Origin of the sequence: Clostridium hydrogenum (genome assembly GCF_021432385.1) — a bacterium.
Taxonomy (GTDB): Bacteria; Bacillota; Clostridia; order Clostridiales; family Clostridiaceae; genus Clostridium_S; species Clostridium_S hydrogenum.
In genome coordinates this window covers 1,651,496-1,668,625 of sequence record NZ_JAEACT010000002.1, presented here as the reverse complement: position 1 = coordinate 1,668,625, position 17,130 = coordinate 1,651,496, and the positions used below count along the sequence as shown (strand labels likewise).

Genomic DNA, 17,130 nt, shown 5'->3' with positions numbered 1-17,130 from the left:
TATGTACATCAATAATATTATTATATATAAGTAGCAAAATTATTGCAATTGAATTTTTTACACATTGCAAATTTCATTTATAATATTTTAAAGCAAAAAAAGAAAATAGATTTATAGGCGCACACCCATAAATCCTATATTCATTATACTTCCAATTTGAAATTATGAAATTTAGCTTTTATTTTTTAATCATTTTTATGTATATAATTTAAGCATTACATTAATAGTAACCTTATATTTTTCTTGTACTATATCAAATACTCCTCCATACTTTGAAACTATAGATTTTATATTACTAATACCAATACCATGATTTATTTTATCCACTTTTGAACTTATAATTGTATTATCGCTATGTTTAATTTTCCCTACATTGCTATTAGAAATTTCAATTATAAGATATGAGTCTGTGATAAGCGACTTCATACTAATTTTTTTTACTATATCTTTATTTTGTATTCGTGCACAAGCCTCAATTGCATTATCCAAAATATTATTTAAAATTATACTCAAATCAATTGGCTCAATATTTATCTGCCTTGGAAGTATAAATTCACATTCAAAATTAATTTTTTTCATTTCTGCAACATTAGCTTTTTCATTTATAACCGCATCAGCTATTGAATTTCCTGTTTTTATTTTAAATTCCAGTTTTCCTAAGCTATCTTTTATATTTCCAAGATATTTCTTTATCTCATCATTTTTATCATTATCCGCCAAATTTTTAAGGCAGGCCACGTGATTATTGACGTCATGTATTACTCCTTTTATTTTAGTATTCATTTCTTCTATATGCCTAGTATGCTCAAGCTGAAGCTGCAACTTTTGACGCATTAATATTAAATTTTTATTTTCCTCTTCCATATAAAGCATTTTATCAAAAATATATGCCATAATACTTATAGAAACTAACAAAAAAGCACAAATTAATGGTAAAACATAATATTCATTTGTAAATAAACTAAACAAGAAATATCTTGATTTATTTATTTTTACCCCTTGAATTGTGTAAAATAAAAAAGCCATGCTATATATAGACACACATGGTATGATCAAAATCAAAATTTTATATGTATTTATATCCTTTTCCTTAATCTTTAATCTGCCACAAGTGCACTTAAAAAATAAAAATGCTATTAAATAAACTTTTAAATCGGACAAATTAAGCATTATACAATTAACCATCTTATAATTATTACTATTTGCAAATAATTTAAGTAAAACTGGAGACACTTTAAAATCAACAATTAGAAACATTAATGTTATTAACAAAAGTGATGTTTGATTAAATATTACAGCATAAAACTTAATTAATATTTTTCCATTACACATAATGCAAACTACAATTAGTTCAAAAATCAAGGAAATCAAAATTATTGATGTTTCAGACAAAAAACCAGCTATAAAAATACCTGTTAAAGTTATAGCAATTTGTGCTAAAAAGAACATGTAATTTTTATTTTTAAAGCCTAAAAATTTTTCATAAAAATAATATTTAATAAAATATAAAAATATTATACTAAGGTTTTGAAGTGATTGCCAAAAGAATTTAACAATTAATTGCTTGTCCATACAAATTATATTTCTCCTTTTAAATAGTACATGAAAGCTTTAGAAAAATCATTTAATCTATATTTTGAAATATAAATTTCTTCAGAATTCTTTAAAATTATATATTTACTAGTATATCTTTCTACATACATAAAATTTACTATAAAACTTTTATGACATCTAAAAAAATTACTTAAACTAAGTTCTTTTTCAATTTCTGATATTCTATAATAATACTCAATAACATCATATGTAGTATGTATTTTAACCTTTCTCCCCTGAGATTCTATGTATATTATATCGTTATAGGAAATTTTTATAGATTCGCTTGAAGTTTTCGCAATAATGAATTTATCTTCTCTAAACTCTAGCAAGGCTAATTTTATTATTTTTTTTAGTCTATTTTCATCTATTGGTTTTAAAATATAGTTAAAAGCCCTTACATCAAAAGCATCAAATACATAATCCTTATATGCAGTTATAAATATAATATTTGTCTTACTATTTCTATCCCTAATTTTCTTTGCCACTTCTATTCCGTTAACGTTATCTAACTTTATATCTAATAAGATTACGTCAAAATTTATACTACAAAATATTAATTCTTCTCCACTTTTAAATTCATATATTTTTAAATTCATAAAATCGAAGCTTATAATATTTTTTAGCATTGCTACAATTTCTCTTCTTTGAATTTCTTCGTCATCACAAATTGCTATATTCAGCATTAACTCATCTACCTTCAATATCTATTTTATATAATACTAAGCCCGTAAATATATTATATCAAACTTAGCATTATATAAAATGTATTAATTGTTTTTACTTTAGGCTACAAAATTTATTTTTTTATCGTTTTTGTCGCTATCTTTTAATGATTCTCTGTAAATTTTGTCATATTTTGATATTTTTTCTTTATTGTCACTTGGTAATTTTCTATAACCCTCTTCGCCATTAGAATCATCATTCTTAGCTTTCTTTGTTTCATTTTTTAAATTTGCTTGTACATTTTTAATTCCATCTTCTAAACTTGATAATGTTCTTTCAGAATTTTCACAATTTGCACCACTAGCTTCATCTTCAGCTATGTTGTCTTTTAAGACTCTTGCTTGATTCTGCATAGATTTACCTTGATTATACAGTAAGTTTTGACTTTTTAAACTATATGAAGAAACTAAGATGTCATTTAATTGATTGTTTGATATTTGATTATTATTACTTTTTTCATTTTCTAAATTAGAATTATTCTTACTAGTAGTTTTTTTAGACTCCGTATTTGAGTCCGTAGCATTAGAAGACTCCTCCATTTGCTTTATTTGTTTATCAACATCCGCAATCTCTTTATCAATATCTTTTAACTTCTGTTTCATTTCAGAAGTATCCCCACCCGCCTTCATTCCAGCATCCATAATTTGTTTTTTACTATCTTCTAATTGTTCTTTCTGCTTTTGCAAATTTTCAACACCATTTTTCTTGTCTGAATCATTGTCATTTTTTGTTTTTAGCAAGTTGTTTTTTAAACTATTTCTAGTATTAATTCTAAATGATATATTCATTTTCTTATCCCCTTTCAGTTACTGTTATCGTATATAAAAACTTTCTAATTACCAAATTGTATTAAGTGGGCTTAAAAATGTAACAACTGGGTAATACCTATATCTCTTGACTGCCATTTGACATTAATTATAATAAAATTACATTATTATTAATGTTTTTCACTAATTTTAAAAAAAATTGTTAAATTATTAACCTTTAACTTAATTTTATGATATAATAGTTCAGGTATGTTTTTTTGCCATAAATTAATTATAATAACAATTGATAATAACAAAGGACGGCGATACTATGAAAAAATATTTAATGCTTGTTGGATCTCCACCTGCTTGTGGTAAAAGCTATGTTTCAATGGAATTAGCTAAAAAATTAGACAATCCTGTTTATTTGGACAAGGATACAATAATACCTTTGTCAAAAATGGTTTTTAAAGCAGGAAATGCACCTTATAATAGAGACTCTGACTTTTTTAAAGAATATGTAAGAGATGCTGAATATGTTGCCATTATGGATGTAGCTTTTGAAAGCCTTACATTTAATAATCATGTAATAGTCAATGCTCCATTTGCAAAAGAGTATAGGAACAAGGATTATATTAATAATTTAAAAGAAAAGCTAAAAACTTATGATGCTGAATTAATTCCTATTTGGGTACACTGTGATACTGAAGTGTGTCATCAAAGAATGATTAAAAGAAATTCTGATAGGGATACTTGGAAATTAGCCAATTGGGAAGAATATGTTGCAGGTCAAAATTATTCCACTCCAGACCTTGAAGGAATTTTTGTAATAGATAATTCTTCTACTGAAAGCTTCCAAAACGATTTAGAGAAATTATTAAAGGTTTTATAGGGCTACCCTGTAAAACCTTTAATAATTTCTAAAATTACTTATCAATTCTATACTTTAAATAAAAAACTCAATTCAAACTAACCTTCATTTTATATGAGCTTTACATCCATATCCATAACTAAAATCTTATCGCTATTGCCTTTAAATATAGAATTCGATGCAACTCCTCTATAATTTTCATTGAACATTTTATATATATCAGATGAAATTTGAAGTTGTGGGAGCCTGCCTAATATTTTTTCTCCATCATACAAAAATGCCAATTGAACAGGTGCTCCAAATTCTCCTGATGAAGTAAAATCACCACCTGAGGTAATGTAAACAAAAATTCCCATATCACCTGAAAAAAGTTCTTTTACTGTTTTTTCACTTTGCTTAATTGAAAGACTTGGAACGCCTATTTGTGGTACACCATCATATTCAGCTGCAGCAGAGCCTGTATTCTTTAGGTTATACTCTGCTGCTGTTTGCTTATCAGTATAAGGAGTCTTTATCACTCCATTTTCAATAAGAGTAAAAATATGATTGCTATTAACCGTTCCTTCCATATCAAAAAACGGCTCTAAATAAACATCCTTTGGATTCCTTGTTTGCCTTAATGTAAAATCATCACTAAATACCTTTTTTCCTATCTTATCAGAAAATATAGATCCACCACACATAAATTGTCTTGCATTTAAATCTGTTAAAAATTTATTTATAAAAACAGCACCTTCACCATTAAACGACACTGCTACTGGCATTTTACCTTGTCTAGGTAATTCAGCTTTATTTCTATACCCTTCTAAAATAATATTTGAAAATTCAATAAAATCTTTACGATTATAGTCTCTGCCAGTATATTCTACATATCCGTCCATTATATTTGCTGAAGCCTTTTCCTTAAATACTATTCCCGCTTCTAATGCTCTATCTTTGTATTCTAATTTTAAATTTTTACTATTAGTAAGTGAAGTTTTTCTCTCTTGCAAAATTATTTTATTTGAAAATATAAAATCACTATTTACCTTGGAAAGTTCATCTAAAAGTTCTTCACCTTCTTTAACAAAATCCTTATCGTCAACGATTTTCTTTGAAGCATCAAGCGATAAATCGATATCTTTTGTAAGCTCACATGGGTATTCTATTTTATTATCAAGATTTAACTTTGCATTTTCTATTAGTTCATCTATGTTAATATCACCAACGGCTCCAGATACTCCAATTAAACCATTATCATAAACTCTTACGCCCTTTTTAGTTATATCTTTCATTTTTACAGAATCCACTTTTGATTCAGATATTATAAGTGAAGTCTCTTTTATATTATCAATATAAATTTCTTTCTCCATTACTTCTCCCCCTTTTATTGCACATTCATATTTAAAACTCTTACATATGGGCCACCAAATCCAACTGGAAGAGGCCATTGGTCCATTTTTCCACATCCACCTGTTACAAAACTTAATATTTCAAGCTTATCTGATAATCCATCTATATTTTTAAGTGCCTCAAATACAGTTCCTGAGATAACTGAAATTTTAACTGGTTCTTTAATTTCACCATTTTCTATTTTATAACTTATTGATGGAGCAATAGTAAATGTTGACATTCCAGAGCCATGCCTTATGCTGTATATTAAAAATCCTTCTTTAACTCCTTTAACCAGTTCTTCTAATGTACTTTCCCCAGGTAAAATATAGGTATTGGTCATTCTTACCATTGGTTCATATTCAAAATTAAGTGCTCTAGAATTACCTGTAACCTCTTCATTAAGGCTAGCAGCTGTTTTTGCAGAATGAAGCCTACCTGCAAGCTTACCATCTTTTATCAAATAATTTTCTCTTGCCTTTGTTCCATCATCATCAAATGGAACAAATCCTGAACCACCAATTGTTCCCGTCTCAGCAATACTTAATATTTCTGAACCAACCGTACTACCAATAGCCCACTCCTTAATCATGGTTTCGTCACCAACCATAAAGTCTGCTTCACTTTTGTGACCAAAGCTTTCATGAGCAAATACACCGGCAGCTTGTGGTGATAGTATTACTGTATATTTCCCAGGTCTTACAGGTTTTGAATTAAGCAAGAACCTTTCACAAGTTTTTATATATTCTCGCATTTCATCAATACTTTTTTCTATATCAGAAAAATACTCTTTTCCTATTTGAAATTTATCTTGAAAAGTATTATCTCCATCTGCAAAAGTTAATGTAAATGAAACGCCGCATCTTTCCATATCAAAAGTTACATCTGCTCCCTTAGATGATAAAATATTTTTTTCAGTTCTATTATCAACGTATACTCCCTGCCAATTTTTAAGATATTTTGATTCCTTTAAAATATCAATAAACTTTTTTAAAAGATTATCTTTTTTTTCTATACCTATATTTTCAATGCTTTTTTCATTATATTTTAAATAATTACCTTTGTTAACCTCGAACCTTTTTACAATTTCATTTTCATATATATGAGTATTTTCCTCAGCTATATCATATAATTTTTCTAATTCTTCTTGAATTCCATCAATATTTGTTACGGAAGAATAATACCATTTTCCTCCATCATATACACTTAAAAATGCTCCTTTTTCTTTTCTTATCCTTTTTTCTTGGAGTTTCCCATTAATATAAGTGATTTTAGTACTATATATCTTTTCCATCCTGATATTAGAGTAATAATTTTCTTTAAATTTAACCATCTAATCCCCTCCACGATAAAATTTTTTTAACATTAAATTAATTTTACTACCATTTTATTCTATTGTAAATAACTTATCACATAAGTTCCAATATATCTCTTGCCAATTTATTGGGTTCTGTAGCCGATTCAAATCTTTTTACAACATTTCCCTTTTGGTCGATTAAAAACTTAGTAAAATTCCATTTAATTGAATCTCCAACAAGCGCTTCTGGAAATTTTTCATTTAAAAAAGCACTTAAAATTTTCCCACTTGCATTGCTTTCATCCAATCCTTTAAATGGTGCCTTTATTTTTAAATATCTATATAATGGATGCTCATTTGCTCCATTAACTTCTATCTTATCAAATATAGGAAAAGTAACACCATAGTTTATCTGGCAAAAATTTTGCGCATCTTTTCCTGTGCCAGGCTCCTGATTAGCAAATTGGTTGCATGGAAAACCTAATATCTCAAATTTATCATTACCTAATGTTTTATATAATGCCTCTAAATCTTCATACTGTGGAGTAAAGCCACATTTACTTGCAGTATTTACAATAAGTAAAACCTTTCCTCTGTAATTTTCTAAAGATATTTCTTCACCTTTTGTATTTTTAACTTTAAAATCATAAATTAACATAATATTTCCTCCGATTTCATAAATAATTTCTTCTGTATTATTATTATATCACAAATTCAATTTTGCACTATATAATTTTTCACAATTGTTATTAACAAATTCAATTATTTCATTTATAATATTCATAGAGATAAAGTTTAGCTTTTAATTAAAGTAAGGAGAAGATAAAAATGAATGACGAATACAAACTTAAGCTTGAAAATCAATTATGTTTTCCAATATATGCGAGTTCGAGAATCATAACTAAGCTTTACAAGCCTTTTTTAAACGAATTAAATTTAACATATCCTCAATACCTGGTAATGCTTGTACTTTGGGAAATCAAGCATATAACTTTAAAAGATTTAGGAAATAAATTATACCTAGACTCTGGTACACTTACCCCTCTTTTAAAAAGACTTGAAAGTATGAATTTAATAGAAAGGGAAAGATCCACTGAAGACGAACGTTTACTTTTTGTAACATTAACTGAAAAAGGTGAAAATTTAAAGTCTAAAGCAATTACCGTGCCTGACTGCATATTAAAGTGCACAAACATGGAAATTTCAGATTTAATAGAGCTAAAAAAAAGTATAGATTTGTTCCTAAACAAAATTTCTGAGAACCTCTAAAAATTCTTAGTTTTTATATACAATCTAAAAAAGATATAACTACCGCTACATAGTTATATCTTTTCTTTTCCTATAACATTCCCCATACATTTAACCAATACCATTAATTGAAAGATTCCTATTTTACGTGCTTAAGTATTTTTAACTTTTAAACCTCACCTCCTACATATATTCAAATTAATAAAAAAAATAAACCACCAATTAATTATCATAAGTAATTAATTGCTGGCAGGTTGCACCATTAACTCCTAATTTCTCAAGTGCCCAAATAAGAGAAATTGCTCATCGTTTCCAACAGTTGAAATTTTTATTATATATATAATAATATTATTATAAAATATTCATAAAATCAACATTTTAAATATAAAAAAATATATTATATATTTATAGCAAAAACCGATTATTTATTTTCCGAACGAGAAATCATTCCTTTAACAATACTTATATATCTATCTGAAACATTTGGGCACACTGATAATATACTATCCACAATATAGTCTATGTTGCTATCGTCAATTTTCTTTAGTTCTATTTCACTTTCTACAGTAATAGCTTCACTTTTCAAAAAATCATAAACCTTATTTACAATAGGTGATTTTATTACTTCATCACTTTCAATACAATTTTTGGAAAAATACAATATATTGTCAATTACTACAAACTGAGCATATGTGTATTCCTTTTCTAAAACCTTTTCCAAATCAGACTTATCACAATTACATTGATGCTTAAGATGTTCAACATGTTTCAAATCAACCACATTATATTTTTCTTTTCTTGTTAACACACATCTCAAATCTAATTCCATTAACCTGTCTTTTACATGCTGAGAAAATTCTTCTCCCAATTCTTCTATAAACATCTTTATTGATATGTTTTTCTTCATCCTATAATTTATTCGCAATATAAATCATACTCCTTTTCCTATTTAGTCTGTCTTATCTCCAGCTAGAAAAAACCACCTTCCTAAAGGTGGCATAACGGCAACATTAAAATTTAGTTAACTATGAACTTTTTATAAACACACTTATATCATAACATAAATATCTAAAATCAACAAATATTTAAAAACTTTTTCTAAATATTTCACTTAAGTACTTTATTTCATGTTATTATATAAAGTGGACTGTTTAAAGATAACCCTTATTTAAAACATAGACTAAAAACATTTGAAAGGAATGACACTAGATTGACCAAGACAAAAGATAAAATCTCAATTAATGCCAAGCTTTACCTTGTAGCTATAGTTTTTTTCTACATAGCCTCTGGAGCTTTTAGTATGCTTCAAGGTATATATATAAAACAATTAAACATTGGTGAAAGTTTTTTAGGTATTATAATAAGCCTTAGAACTCTTGCACTTGCCATTTGTTCTGTACCATGTGCTATATTTGTAAATAAATATGGAAAGAAAAAGGGATTGCTTATTGCAATGTTTTTCATGCCAATTTTCATTGCATTTCAAGGTTATTTCCAAGATAAATGGATAATACTTATTTTTGCAGTACTTCAAGGAGCAACAAACAGCTTTATATCCGTTTCAGAAGGTCCATTTTTCATGGAAAATAGTACTGAAAAAATAAGATTAAAACTTTTTAGTTTTTCTTTCGCAGATAATGTTTTTTCAACAATGTTCGGTTATTTTGCATTTGGTACTATTTCTAATTCACTAGAAAAAAACCTAAATATAACTAGGGCATTAAGTTACTCTATAATTTTATCAGGTGCACTTGGAGTTATATCATGCATTTTTATACTTATGATAAAAGAGCATAAAAATACTTCTTTAAAAACTGATCAGCATTTTTATAGGGACATGCTTAATGTTTTAAAAGGCAAATATTCTGTTAGCTTACTTGTATACAATTCAATAATAGGATTTGGCGCAGGACTTGTAGTTCCTTATTTTAATGTGTATTTAAAGTATAAAATTAATATTAGCACTCAGCAAATAGGTATCATAATGGCTCTTGCACAAGGAGCTATGGGAATCGGTGGTATTATAACACCTTTTATGGCTAAAAAACTTGGAAGAATTAATACCGTCATAATATGTCAAATTATATCGATACCTTTTTTAATGTTCATTGCTATTCCTCCATCCGTTATGGTGGTTTCTATAGCCCTCTTTATTAGAAATGCTCTTATGAACATGACTACTCCTATTACTAATACTATGTCAATGGAATTAGTAAATCAAAATGAACGGTCGATTTTTGCAAGTGCTAACAACATTGCTGGTAATGTTAGCAGAGCCCTTAGTGCAGTGGTTGCAGGTTTTATAATGAGTAACTTTGCTAATGGCTATGAACTTCCGTATTTTATTACAGCGATTTTATATGCCATAGCAACTATTTACTTTTATAAATGTTTTTCACCTTTGAATAGACAAGCTGCCCAACTACTAAATTAAAAATAATGCGAAGTAAGTGTAGTCCAAGATATTAAATAAAATTAATAAATCTAAGGTTGAAATACTTAAAAGCCTAAGAAGTTTCAATAACTCGCAAAAAACGCTCAGACAATTGAAACCTCTAAGTCTTTTAAATATTTCAACCTAAGATTTATTAAAATTTTATTTAAACTATCCTGAACTACACTTACTTCGCATTTACAGTGGTTTAAGGTAAAAATTCCTCCGTGCCTACGGAATTTTAGGCTAGTGCAGAAGCTTCATTCTTTTACCAAATAATGTATTGAAATACGCTAATTGGTATATTAATTGAGCAACTTATTTAAACATTGGGAAACAAAGATTTAGTGAATTAATCAAAGAGCCTTTGGTAGGTGTAGGAAAAAAATGATGTTAGGGAATAGTGGCGAAAAAATTTCTAAATAAAATTGTATAAAACTTAGTGGGAAATTTTTTAAAGCTTTAGAGCTTTAGATTGTCTGTAGAGTAAGTCGGTGGCTAAAAGCCACCTTCTCCTCATCAAACCGTGCATGCGGTTCTCTCGCACACGGCTTTCCGATATTCTTCTTTGTAAGGCTTTCAGCTTTAATATATTAAATTTATATTTAACACTTTGGCACTTACATATAGTTTTCTCCGAAGTTCTCGAACTTTTTCTATGGTGTAGTTAGCTTTCGCATTCACTTATTCTTACCTTCTTCAAAAACTTGAATAAAGTAGAGTCCCTTCCCTAAATAAAGTTTTGTTGTCTTTATCATCTTTGGTACTATGAACTCCTCCGACTCCTTCTTTGCTAAATTGCAATTTCACTTCAAGCTTATATGCATTTACTTTACGGCTTTGCCGTGCAAAGGAAGGTCTCTCCAGTTCCGAACTATACTTTTAATACATGTCGATTCCCATACGCCGAAGGATTCTTTGACAGTGCTATCCAAGCTCTTCCTGTCTTCCATGGTCTTCGTTAAACGCTCCCTAACTCAACTTCCTTTTGTTCTCCTAAAAAGGAGTCCTCTCTGACGACGCGGCAGAATTCACTTAATGTTACGACCTATATTATCACAAAGAAAAGCCACCCTTTCGGTCGGCTTTTCCCACGCTTCAAACCCAGTATTTCTACTACGCTTGGTGGTTTGTTACAAGACTTCTTGGCAACTATCTTGACTGGACTTTCACCAGTTAGTATAGTCCAGCTTAGCTGGACGCACGAGCGTATTTTTGCGAGTTATCGAAAGCTCTTAAGCTTTAAAAAATTTGCTGCTTAGTTTTATTAATTTTATTTAGGATTTTGAGCCGCTATTCACTAACATCATTTTTCTACGCCTGCCAAAGGTTCTTTGATTTTGCACTACACTTTGCTTCGCAATATTTTATTGATAAAATTAAATTTTAAACTTATTTACTTCCTTAAGCATTTCTTTTGTCATTGAGCTCAATACCTTAGCTGATGATGCAACCTCCTCGGTTGATGCATTTGTTTCTGAAGCTGAAGCTGCTATTTCCTCGGCTACTGCAGATACCTCCTCAGCAGTAGCTGATACAGTATCAACTTTCCCTACAATTTTATTTTTCTCGCTATTTATATTTTCTGTTAAACTATTTACTTTTCCAATTTTATCATTTGTTTTATCTACACTACTTATAATACTTTTAAATGATTTTATTGCATTATCAACACTTGCAATTTGACTTTCTATTTCATTACTCATAGTTACTGTACTATCTACAATATTTTCAGTTTCTCCTGATATATTTTCCACAAGTTTTTCTATATTCCCCGATGAATCTTTCGATTGTTCTGCAAGTTTTCTTATCTCATCAGCTACAACTGAAAATCCCTTACCAGCTTCTCCTGCCCTTGCAGCTTCTATCGCTGCATTTAAAGCAAGTAAATTTGTTTGTTCAGAAATACTATTTATAATCTCTGTAATTTCTTTAATTTTAGTAACACTTTTATTAAATCCATTTATTTTATTTGAAAACTCACCAAATAAATTATGTATATTTTGCACTGACTTTATCAATGTTCCCATGTCTTCGCTGCTTTCATTAGCCATTAAATTTATTTCTTTTGTTTTATCTCCAAGTTCTTCTATTTCGCATAATATTATATTCAATTCTTCATCAAATGTGCTTAATATATTATTTACATCCATAAGTTCCTCCGCTTGTGAACTAGCACTTTTAGAAACTTCATGTATAGCCGTAGCTTCATTTTGACTTGAAATTGCCATATTCTCTGATGCCGCCGACAAATTTTCAGAATGTAAATCTATTTCATTTGAATTTTCCTTTATTTGTTTTATCATTCCTACTAAGGATTCCTGTGTAGTCTTCATAGCTTTTGCCATAACTCCAAATTCATCTTTTAATGCAAGCTCGGATGAAGGAACTTCTTTGCTTAAATCCCCAGAAGACAATAATAATAAGTGTTCGGAAATGTTTTTTATATTGTTTGCTATACCAACTGCAATTATATAAATAACTACAAAACTAGCTATTAAAAAGCCTATAGATAAAATTAATATTGATATTTTTAATGTATTTAATGCCCCTAAAACTTCTCCTGAATTAATAACAACCGCTAATGACCATCCATTAATGCTTACTGGAGAATAAGCAACATACTTTGTTATATTTCCATACAAATACTTACCTGTCCCGTTTTCTCCATTAACCATTTTTTTCTCTATGTCTACTAAACTCTTCACTGAAGGATCTTTCTTTAACAGTTGAAATTCATTAAGCCTATTAAAGACCTTCTTTTTATTTACATTAGCTATTACTGTACCTTCTTTATTAATCATAAATGCCTGACCAGTTTTGCCAATCTTGATCTTATTTGTAAAATTACTTAATGAATTTCCATCCCCAACTCCAACTAAAACGCCGCCTATTTTATTACCTCTTCTACATGGAACTGCGTACATAATTAACATGGCTTTTGTAGCCTTTCCAACACTTGGATCCGTAACACTTGCCATTCCTTTATTGGCTTTTTTAAAATAATCTCTGGTACTAATATTAGTAACTGCGCCATCAGTAAATTTTACATTACCATTAGAATCTGCAATTCCCATTTTAATATATCCATTTTTCTCCTGATGCTTCTTAAGAATTTTTAACTTATCATCTTGTGAAACAGCAGGATCCCCCAGTTCTCTCTCCATTGCTATGTTTTCTAAACTATCTAGTTTACTTTGAATTTCTGATTTAACACCATTCGCTGCCTGCATAGCAATGCTTGGCAACGTTTTATCTACAGTAGTCTCTACAGATTTCATTGCAATAATATATGATATTGCACCAAATCCAATACATATTATAGCAATTAAACCTCCTAATTTTAATAACATTTTCTGCTTAATACTTTTCATATTAACTTCTTACTTCCCTTCTTTAGTATAAAAATATAATATTGTACCCCAATTAATTATCTTTTTTTAACTCACTTTATTAATGTTTTTTAATTTATCAAATAATTAATTAAGTATTTAAAGCAATAATTTAATTTATGAAATGGCAAAATATATTATAAAATGATAAATTCTTGCAATTGCTCTGTTGTATAATGCTACAAATTGGTCTATAATAATCATGTATGTAAAATTAGTATATTTTATTAAGTACATCCGAAGAAAAACTATTTTATACATAGGAGTGACATTTTTGAAATCGACAATTAAACCTAATTTATTTACAAACCCAGATTCTAAATTTATAAAATACAATTTAGCAGAAACTTCAAATTTATTATTTCAAATATTTGAAGCTATTCCTGATGTAATAAAAGTTTTTGAACCAAATCATTTAGTTGTGTTTTTCAATAAAGCAGCTTACGATTTTTATGACAAAAAGCCAGAAGAAGTTTGTGGTAAAAATTGTTATCAGATATTGAATCAAGATAAAGCCTGCAGTAACTGTCCTTTTGACCAAGTACTTACTACTAAGCAGATGATTTCGATTGAAAGATACTACCCACAAGCAAATAAGTATATGGATCTTTGCTGTATCCCCATATTAGACAAGCTTGGAAATGTCTCTTTTATCGTAGAAAGGTTAACAGATGTAACTGAAAAAAAGACTCTGTCTAATTTATTAAAAAGAGATGAAAAAATGTATCGAGAAATCGTAGATGCTTATCCTGATGGCATAGTTATCTCTCAAGATTATAAAATTGTTTTAGCCAATACTGAAGCTACTAACTTGTTAGGGCTAAATAATGGTAAATTAAAGGAAAAAAGTATATTGCTTTGTTTTCCTCCAGAATATAGAAAAAATTTAACTAAAATGATGATAGATATTTTAAAAAATAAAAAAACAAAAATCATACGTAATTATGTTTTTACAGATTCAAATAACGAGAAACTAAATTTGCAAATTTCCTTAAGCTACATATTGTACAAAGGGACCGGTGCAATTTTATCTATAATTAGAAATACAACTGAATTTACAAAGAGCTTAAATGCAGCTACTAAAATTCAAAATAGTTCCCTTCAAAAAAGCTTTCCTCTTGAGGATAAGGTAAACTTTGAGTACCTTTACTATCCTGCTCATACTGTGAGTGGAGACTATTTTAAAATGTACAAAATAAATGAAAACTTAGTTGTTGGAATTCTCATAGATGTTAGTGGTAATGGAATTACTGCTGCCCTTAATGTATCGGCTTTTGATGTTTTATTTCTTGAAGAAATCTTAACAAACCAAGATCCTTCAATTATATTAAACAACTTAAATAAAAAATGTAATCAATATATTAATGAAAAATTTATTGCTGCTTGTTCATTTAGTTTTGATTTTCTTGAAAAAAAAGCAATCATAGTTGGTGCTGGAATTAACCAGTTTATATTTAAAAAAGCTAACAAAATGCCTGAAGAAAAAACTGTAAAAGGTCCTTTTCTTGGCATGTTTGAAAATAGTTTATTTGATGAAGAAATAATTCCTTTTGAATCAGGTGATACCTTTTACTTTTTTACTGACGGATTAGAATTTGTATATAATGAAGATAAGGTTATACAAAATTATATGAGCAACTCTTCCATATCTGAGTTTAAAAATTATATGGATACTTTTTTGAACGATATCATTATAGAAAAAGGTAAACTAGAAGATGATTCTTCAATGCTAGAAATACAAATAAAATAAACAAATGTTAGGTGATGATTATGTTAAATATAATAAACAATAAACAAACACTATATGGTATAGATAATTATGCTTCAGTAATTGATAATGTAATTAAAATATTAAATATTAATGACTATTATTTTGATATAAAATTAATCTTAACTGAAGCCTTATTAAATGCCTTTGAACACGGAAACAATTCTGATAAAACTAAACCAATTGATTTAATTTCCACTTTTGATGGAAAATGTATAATTTTTGAAATAGTCCATTACTTGTCTAATTCAAAAAATATTAAAATACCAAATGATATAAGTGATGAAAATTTACTTGAGGAACATGGTAGAGGACTTTTTCTTATAAAATCCTTATCTGACACAGTTGAGTTTAAATATAATTCATTAATTATAAAAAAATATATATTAAATTGTACAGCTTAAAGGAGGATAAAACATGAAGGTAAGCTTAAAATCCAAAGTCATTTTATTCGATGCCCTTGGAATTCTTATGCCATTAATCATTTTTATAATTTTTTCAAATTTAAAACTTTCAAATACATTTAAAATTATAGCTCTTTTAATAGTGTTTTTAGTTGTCTTAATAGAACTAATAATAGCTTATTTCTTAGTATCAAAAATTGTATTAAATCCAATAAAGCAATTAGAAAATTGCATGATTAAAGCCGGCAAAGGAGATTTTACTGTAAAAGCCGAAATGCATAGTAGTACTGAATTTGAAATGTTAGCTAATTATTTTAACAAAATGCTTAAAGACCAAGATAATATCATAAAAAACATAAGAAATTTTTCAGAAAATTTAACTTCACATTCTGAGGAAATATCAGCTGCATCAGAAGAAATAAGTGCAGCTACTGAAGAAATAGCCGCAAGCATCTCTCAAGTAGCTGAAAGTTCTGAAAAGCAAAATGGATTAATTGTAGAAACATCTGAAGTTTTAGTTCAACTTTCAAGCTTAGTTCAAATAGCTCAAAGCAAGGCAAAAACAACGCAAAAAAGTTCTAATAATGCACTCAGTGTAGCTGCAACCGGTAGAAATCAAGTTGAAAAAACAGTAGCTGCTATCGAAAATATAAGTAGGACTTCTGACGAAACAGGGAAAGTTTTACAAATTCTAGATGAATTATCAAATAAAATAAGTGGAATAATTGTAACTATAAACAATATATCAGAGCAAACAAATTTGTTAGCTTTAAATGCTGCTATAGAAGCTGCAAGAGCTGGTGAACACGGCAAAGGCTTTACCGTCGTTGCTGAAGAAGTAAGAAAGCTTTCTGAGCAAACAAGTGATGGTGCAAACGAAATCTCTAATTTGATAAATGAAATGACAGGCTTAACTAAAAGAGCTGTTGAATCGATGGCATCAAATAAAGAGGCTGTTCAGGATGGAGTAACTATAGCTAACACTACAGATGAATCCTTTGTAAATATTATTACTGCTGCCGAACAAATTGCAAAAGATGTTAAAGAAATCGTAGATGTAACAAAAGATGAAGTTGCTAGTTCAGAACAGATAGTAAAATTAATAGATTCTGTTGCAAGTATTGCTGAAAAAACTGCTGCTAGCAGTGAACAAGTTTCTGCTGCTGCTGAAGAACAAGCATCTGTCATACAAAATGTAGCAACAAACTCTGAACACACAAGTGAAATCGCAATTGATATGACTAAATTAATAGAAAAATATAATATTTGAAGGAGTGCTA

At 28.4% G+C, this 17,130-nt stretch carries 14 protein-coding genes and 1 riboswitch; of the genes, 6 read left to right on the top strand and 8 right to left on the bottom strand.

What is annotated here, in order from left to right:
- Positions 1 to 195 precede the first annotated feature (195 nt).
- The 3 genes from CUEA01_RS07505 to CUEA01_RS07495 form a co-directional block, all read right to left on the bottom strand.
- Positions 196 to 1,572 carry a sensor histidine kinase gene (locus CUEA01_RS07505; protein WP_234121017.1) on the bottom strand — a complete coding sequence of 459 codons (1,377 nt, stop codon included), beginning with the start codon at positions 1,570 to 1,572 and terminating at the stop codon, positions 196 to 198.
- 5 nt (positions 1,573 to 1,577) lie between these two features.
- Complete coding sequence (locus tag CUEA01_RS07500; protein WP_234121015.1) at positions 1,578 to 2,279, bottom strand: LytR/AlgR family response regulator transcription factor; 702 nt, start codon at positions 2,277 to 2,279, stop codon at positions 1,578 to 1,580.
- Between the two features lie 99 nt (positions 2,280 to 2,378).
- Positions 2,379 to 3,107: a hypothetical protein gene (locus tag CUEA01_RS07495; RefSeq protein WP_234121013.1), complete on the bottom strand. Its 729-nt coding sequence runs from the start codon at positions 3,105 to 3,107 to the stop codon at positions 2,379 to 2,381.
- A 289-nt stretch (positions 3,108 to 3,396) separates the two neighbouring features.
- On the opposite strand from CUEA01_RS07495, the gene CUEA01_RS07490 reads away from it, so the two are divergent.
- Positions 3,397 to 3,957: an AAA family ATPase gene (locus tag CUEA01_RS07490; RefSeq protein WP_234121011.1), complete on the top strand. Its 561-nt coding sequence runs from the start codon at positions 3,397 to 3,399 to the stop codon at positions 3,955 to 3,957.
- Positions 3,958 to 4,046: 89 nt separating this feature from the next.
- On the opposite strand, the gene CUEA01_RS07485 is transcribed toward CUEA01_RS07490, so the two are convergent.
- The 3 genes from CUEA01_RS07485 to CUEA01_RS07475 form a co-directional block, all read right to left on the bottom strand.
- Positions 4,047 to 5,288: a metallopeptidase TldD-related protein gene (locus CUEA01_RS07485; RefSeq protein ID WP_234121009.1), complete on the bottom strand. Its 1,242-nt coding sequence runs from the start codon at positions 5,286 to 5,288 to the stop codon at positions 4,047 to 4,049.
- Between the two features lie 14 nt (positions 5,289 to 5,302).
- The gene (locus CUEA01_RS07480) at positions 5,303 to 6,640 is read right to left on the bottom strand and encodes a TldD/PmbA family protein (protein WP_234121001.1); all 1,338 of its coding nucleotides are present in this window, start codon (positions 6,638 to 6,640) and stop codon (positions 5,303 to 5,305) included.
- Between the two features lie 76 nt (positions 6,641 to 6,716).
- A complete protein-coding gene (locus tag CUEA01_RS07475; protein ID WP_234120999.1) occupies positions 6,717 to 7,262 on the bottom strand; it encodes a glutathione peroxidase in 546 nt (181 codons plus the stop codon).
- Positions 7,263 to 7,432: 170 nt separating this feature from the next.
- On the opposite strand from CUEA01_RS07475, the gene CUEA01_RS07470 reads away from it, so the two are divergent.
- Positions 7,433 to 7,873, top strand: a complete 441-nt coding sequence (locus CUEA01_RS07470; RefSeq protein WP_234120996.1) for a MarR family winged helix-turn-helix transcriptional regulator — start codon at positions 7,433 to 7,435, stop codon at positions 7,871 to 7,873.
- Positions 7,874 to 8,091: 218 nt separating this feature from the next.
- Positions 8,092 to 8,175, bottom strand: a riboswitch (cyclic di-GMP riboswitch).
- 98 nt (positions 8,176 to 8,273) lie between these two features.
- Here the strand turns inward: CUEA01_RS07470 and CUEA01_RS07465 are convergent.
- A complete protein-coding gene (locus CUEA01_RS07465; RefSeq protein WP_234120994.1) occupies positions 8,274 to 8,777 on the bottom strand; it encodes a hypothetical protein in 504 nt (167 codons plus the stop codon).
- A 285-nt stretch (positions 8,778 to 9,062) separates the two neighbouring features.
- Here CUEA01_RS07465 and CUEA01_RS07460 point away from each other — a divergent pair, with 285 nt between their 5' ends.
- On the top strand, positions 9,063 to 10,286 hold the full coding sequence (locus tag CUEA01_RS07460) for an MFS transporter (RefSeq protein ID WP_234120992.1): 1,224 nt from the start codon (positions 9,063 to 9,065) through the stop codon (positions 10,284 to 10,286).
- Positions 10,287 to 11,665: 1,379 nt separating this feature from the next.
- On the opposite strand, the gene CUEA01_RS07455 is transcribed toward CUEA01_RS07460, so the two are convergent.
- Entirely contained in the window at positions 11,666 to 13,639 is a 1,974-nt protein-coding gene (locus CUEA01_RS07455) for a methyl-accepting chemotaxis protein (protein ID WP_234120990.1), read from the bottom strand.
- 313 nt (positions 13,640 to 13,952) lie between these two features.
- Here CUEA01_RS07455 and CUEA01_RS07450 point away from each other — a divergent pair, with 313 nt between their 5' ends.
- From CUEA01_RS07450 to CUEA01_RS07440, 3 genes are read left to right on the top strand one after another with little or no spacing between them, the layout of a single operon-like run.
- Positions 13,953 to 15,428, top strand: a complete 1,476-nt coding sequence (locus tag CUEA01_RS07450; protein WP_234120988.1) for a SpoIIE family protein phosphatase — start codon at positions 13,953 to 13,955, stop codon at positions 15,426 to 15,428.
- 20 nt (positions 15,429 to 15,448) lie between these two features.
- A complete protein-coding gene (locus CUEA01_RS07445; RefSeq protein ID WP_234120986.1) occupies positions 15,449 to 15,850 on the top strand; it encodes an ATP-binding protein in 402 nt (133 codons plus the stop codon).
- Between the two features lie 13 nt (positions 15,851 to 15,863).
- Positions 15,864 to 17,120: a methyl-accepting chemotaxis protein gene (locus tag CUEA01_RS07440; RefSeq protein WP_234120984.1), complete on the top strand. Its 1,257-nt coding sequence runs from the start codon at positions 15,864 to 15,866 to the stop codon at positions 17,118 to 17,120.
- The last annotated feature ends 10 nt before the right edge of the window (positions 17,121 to 17,130 follow it).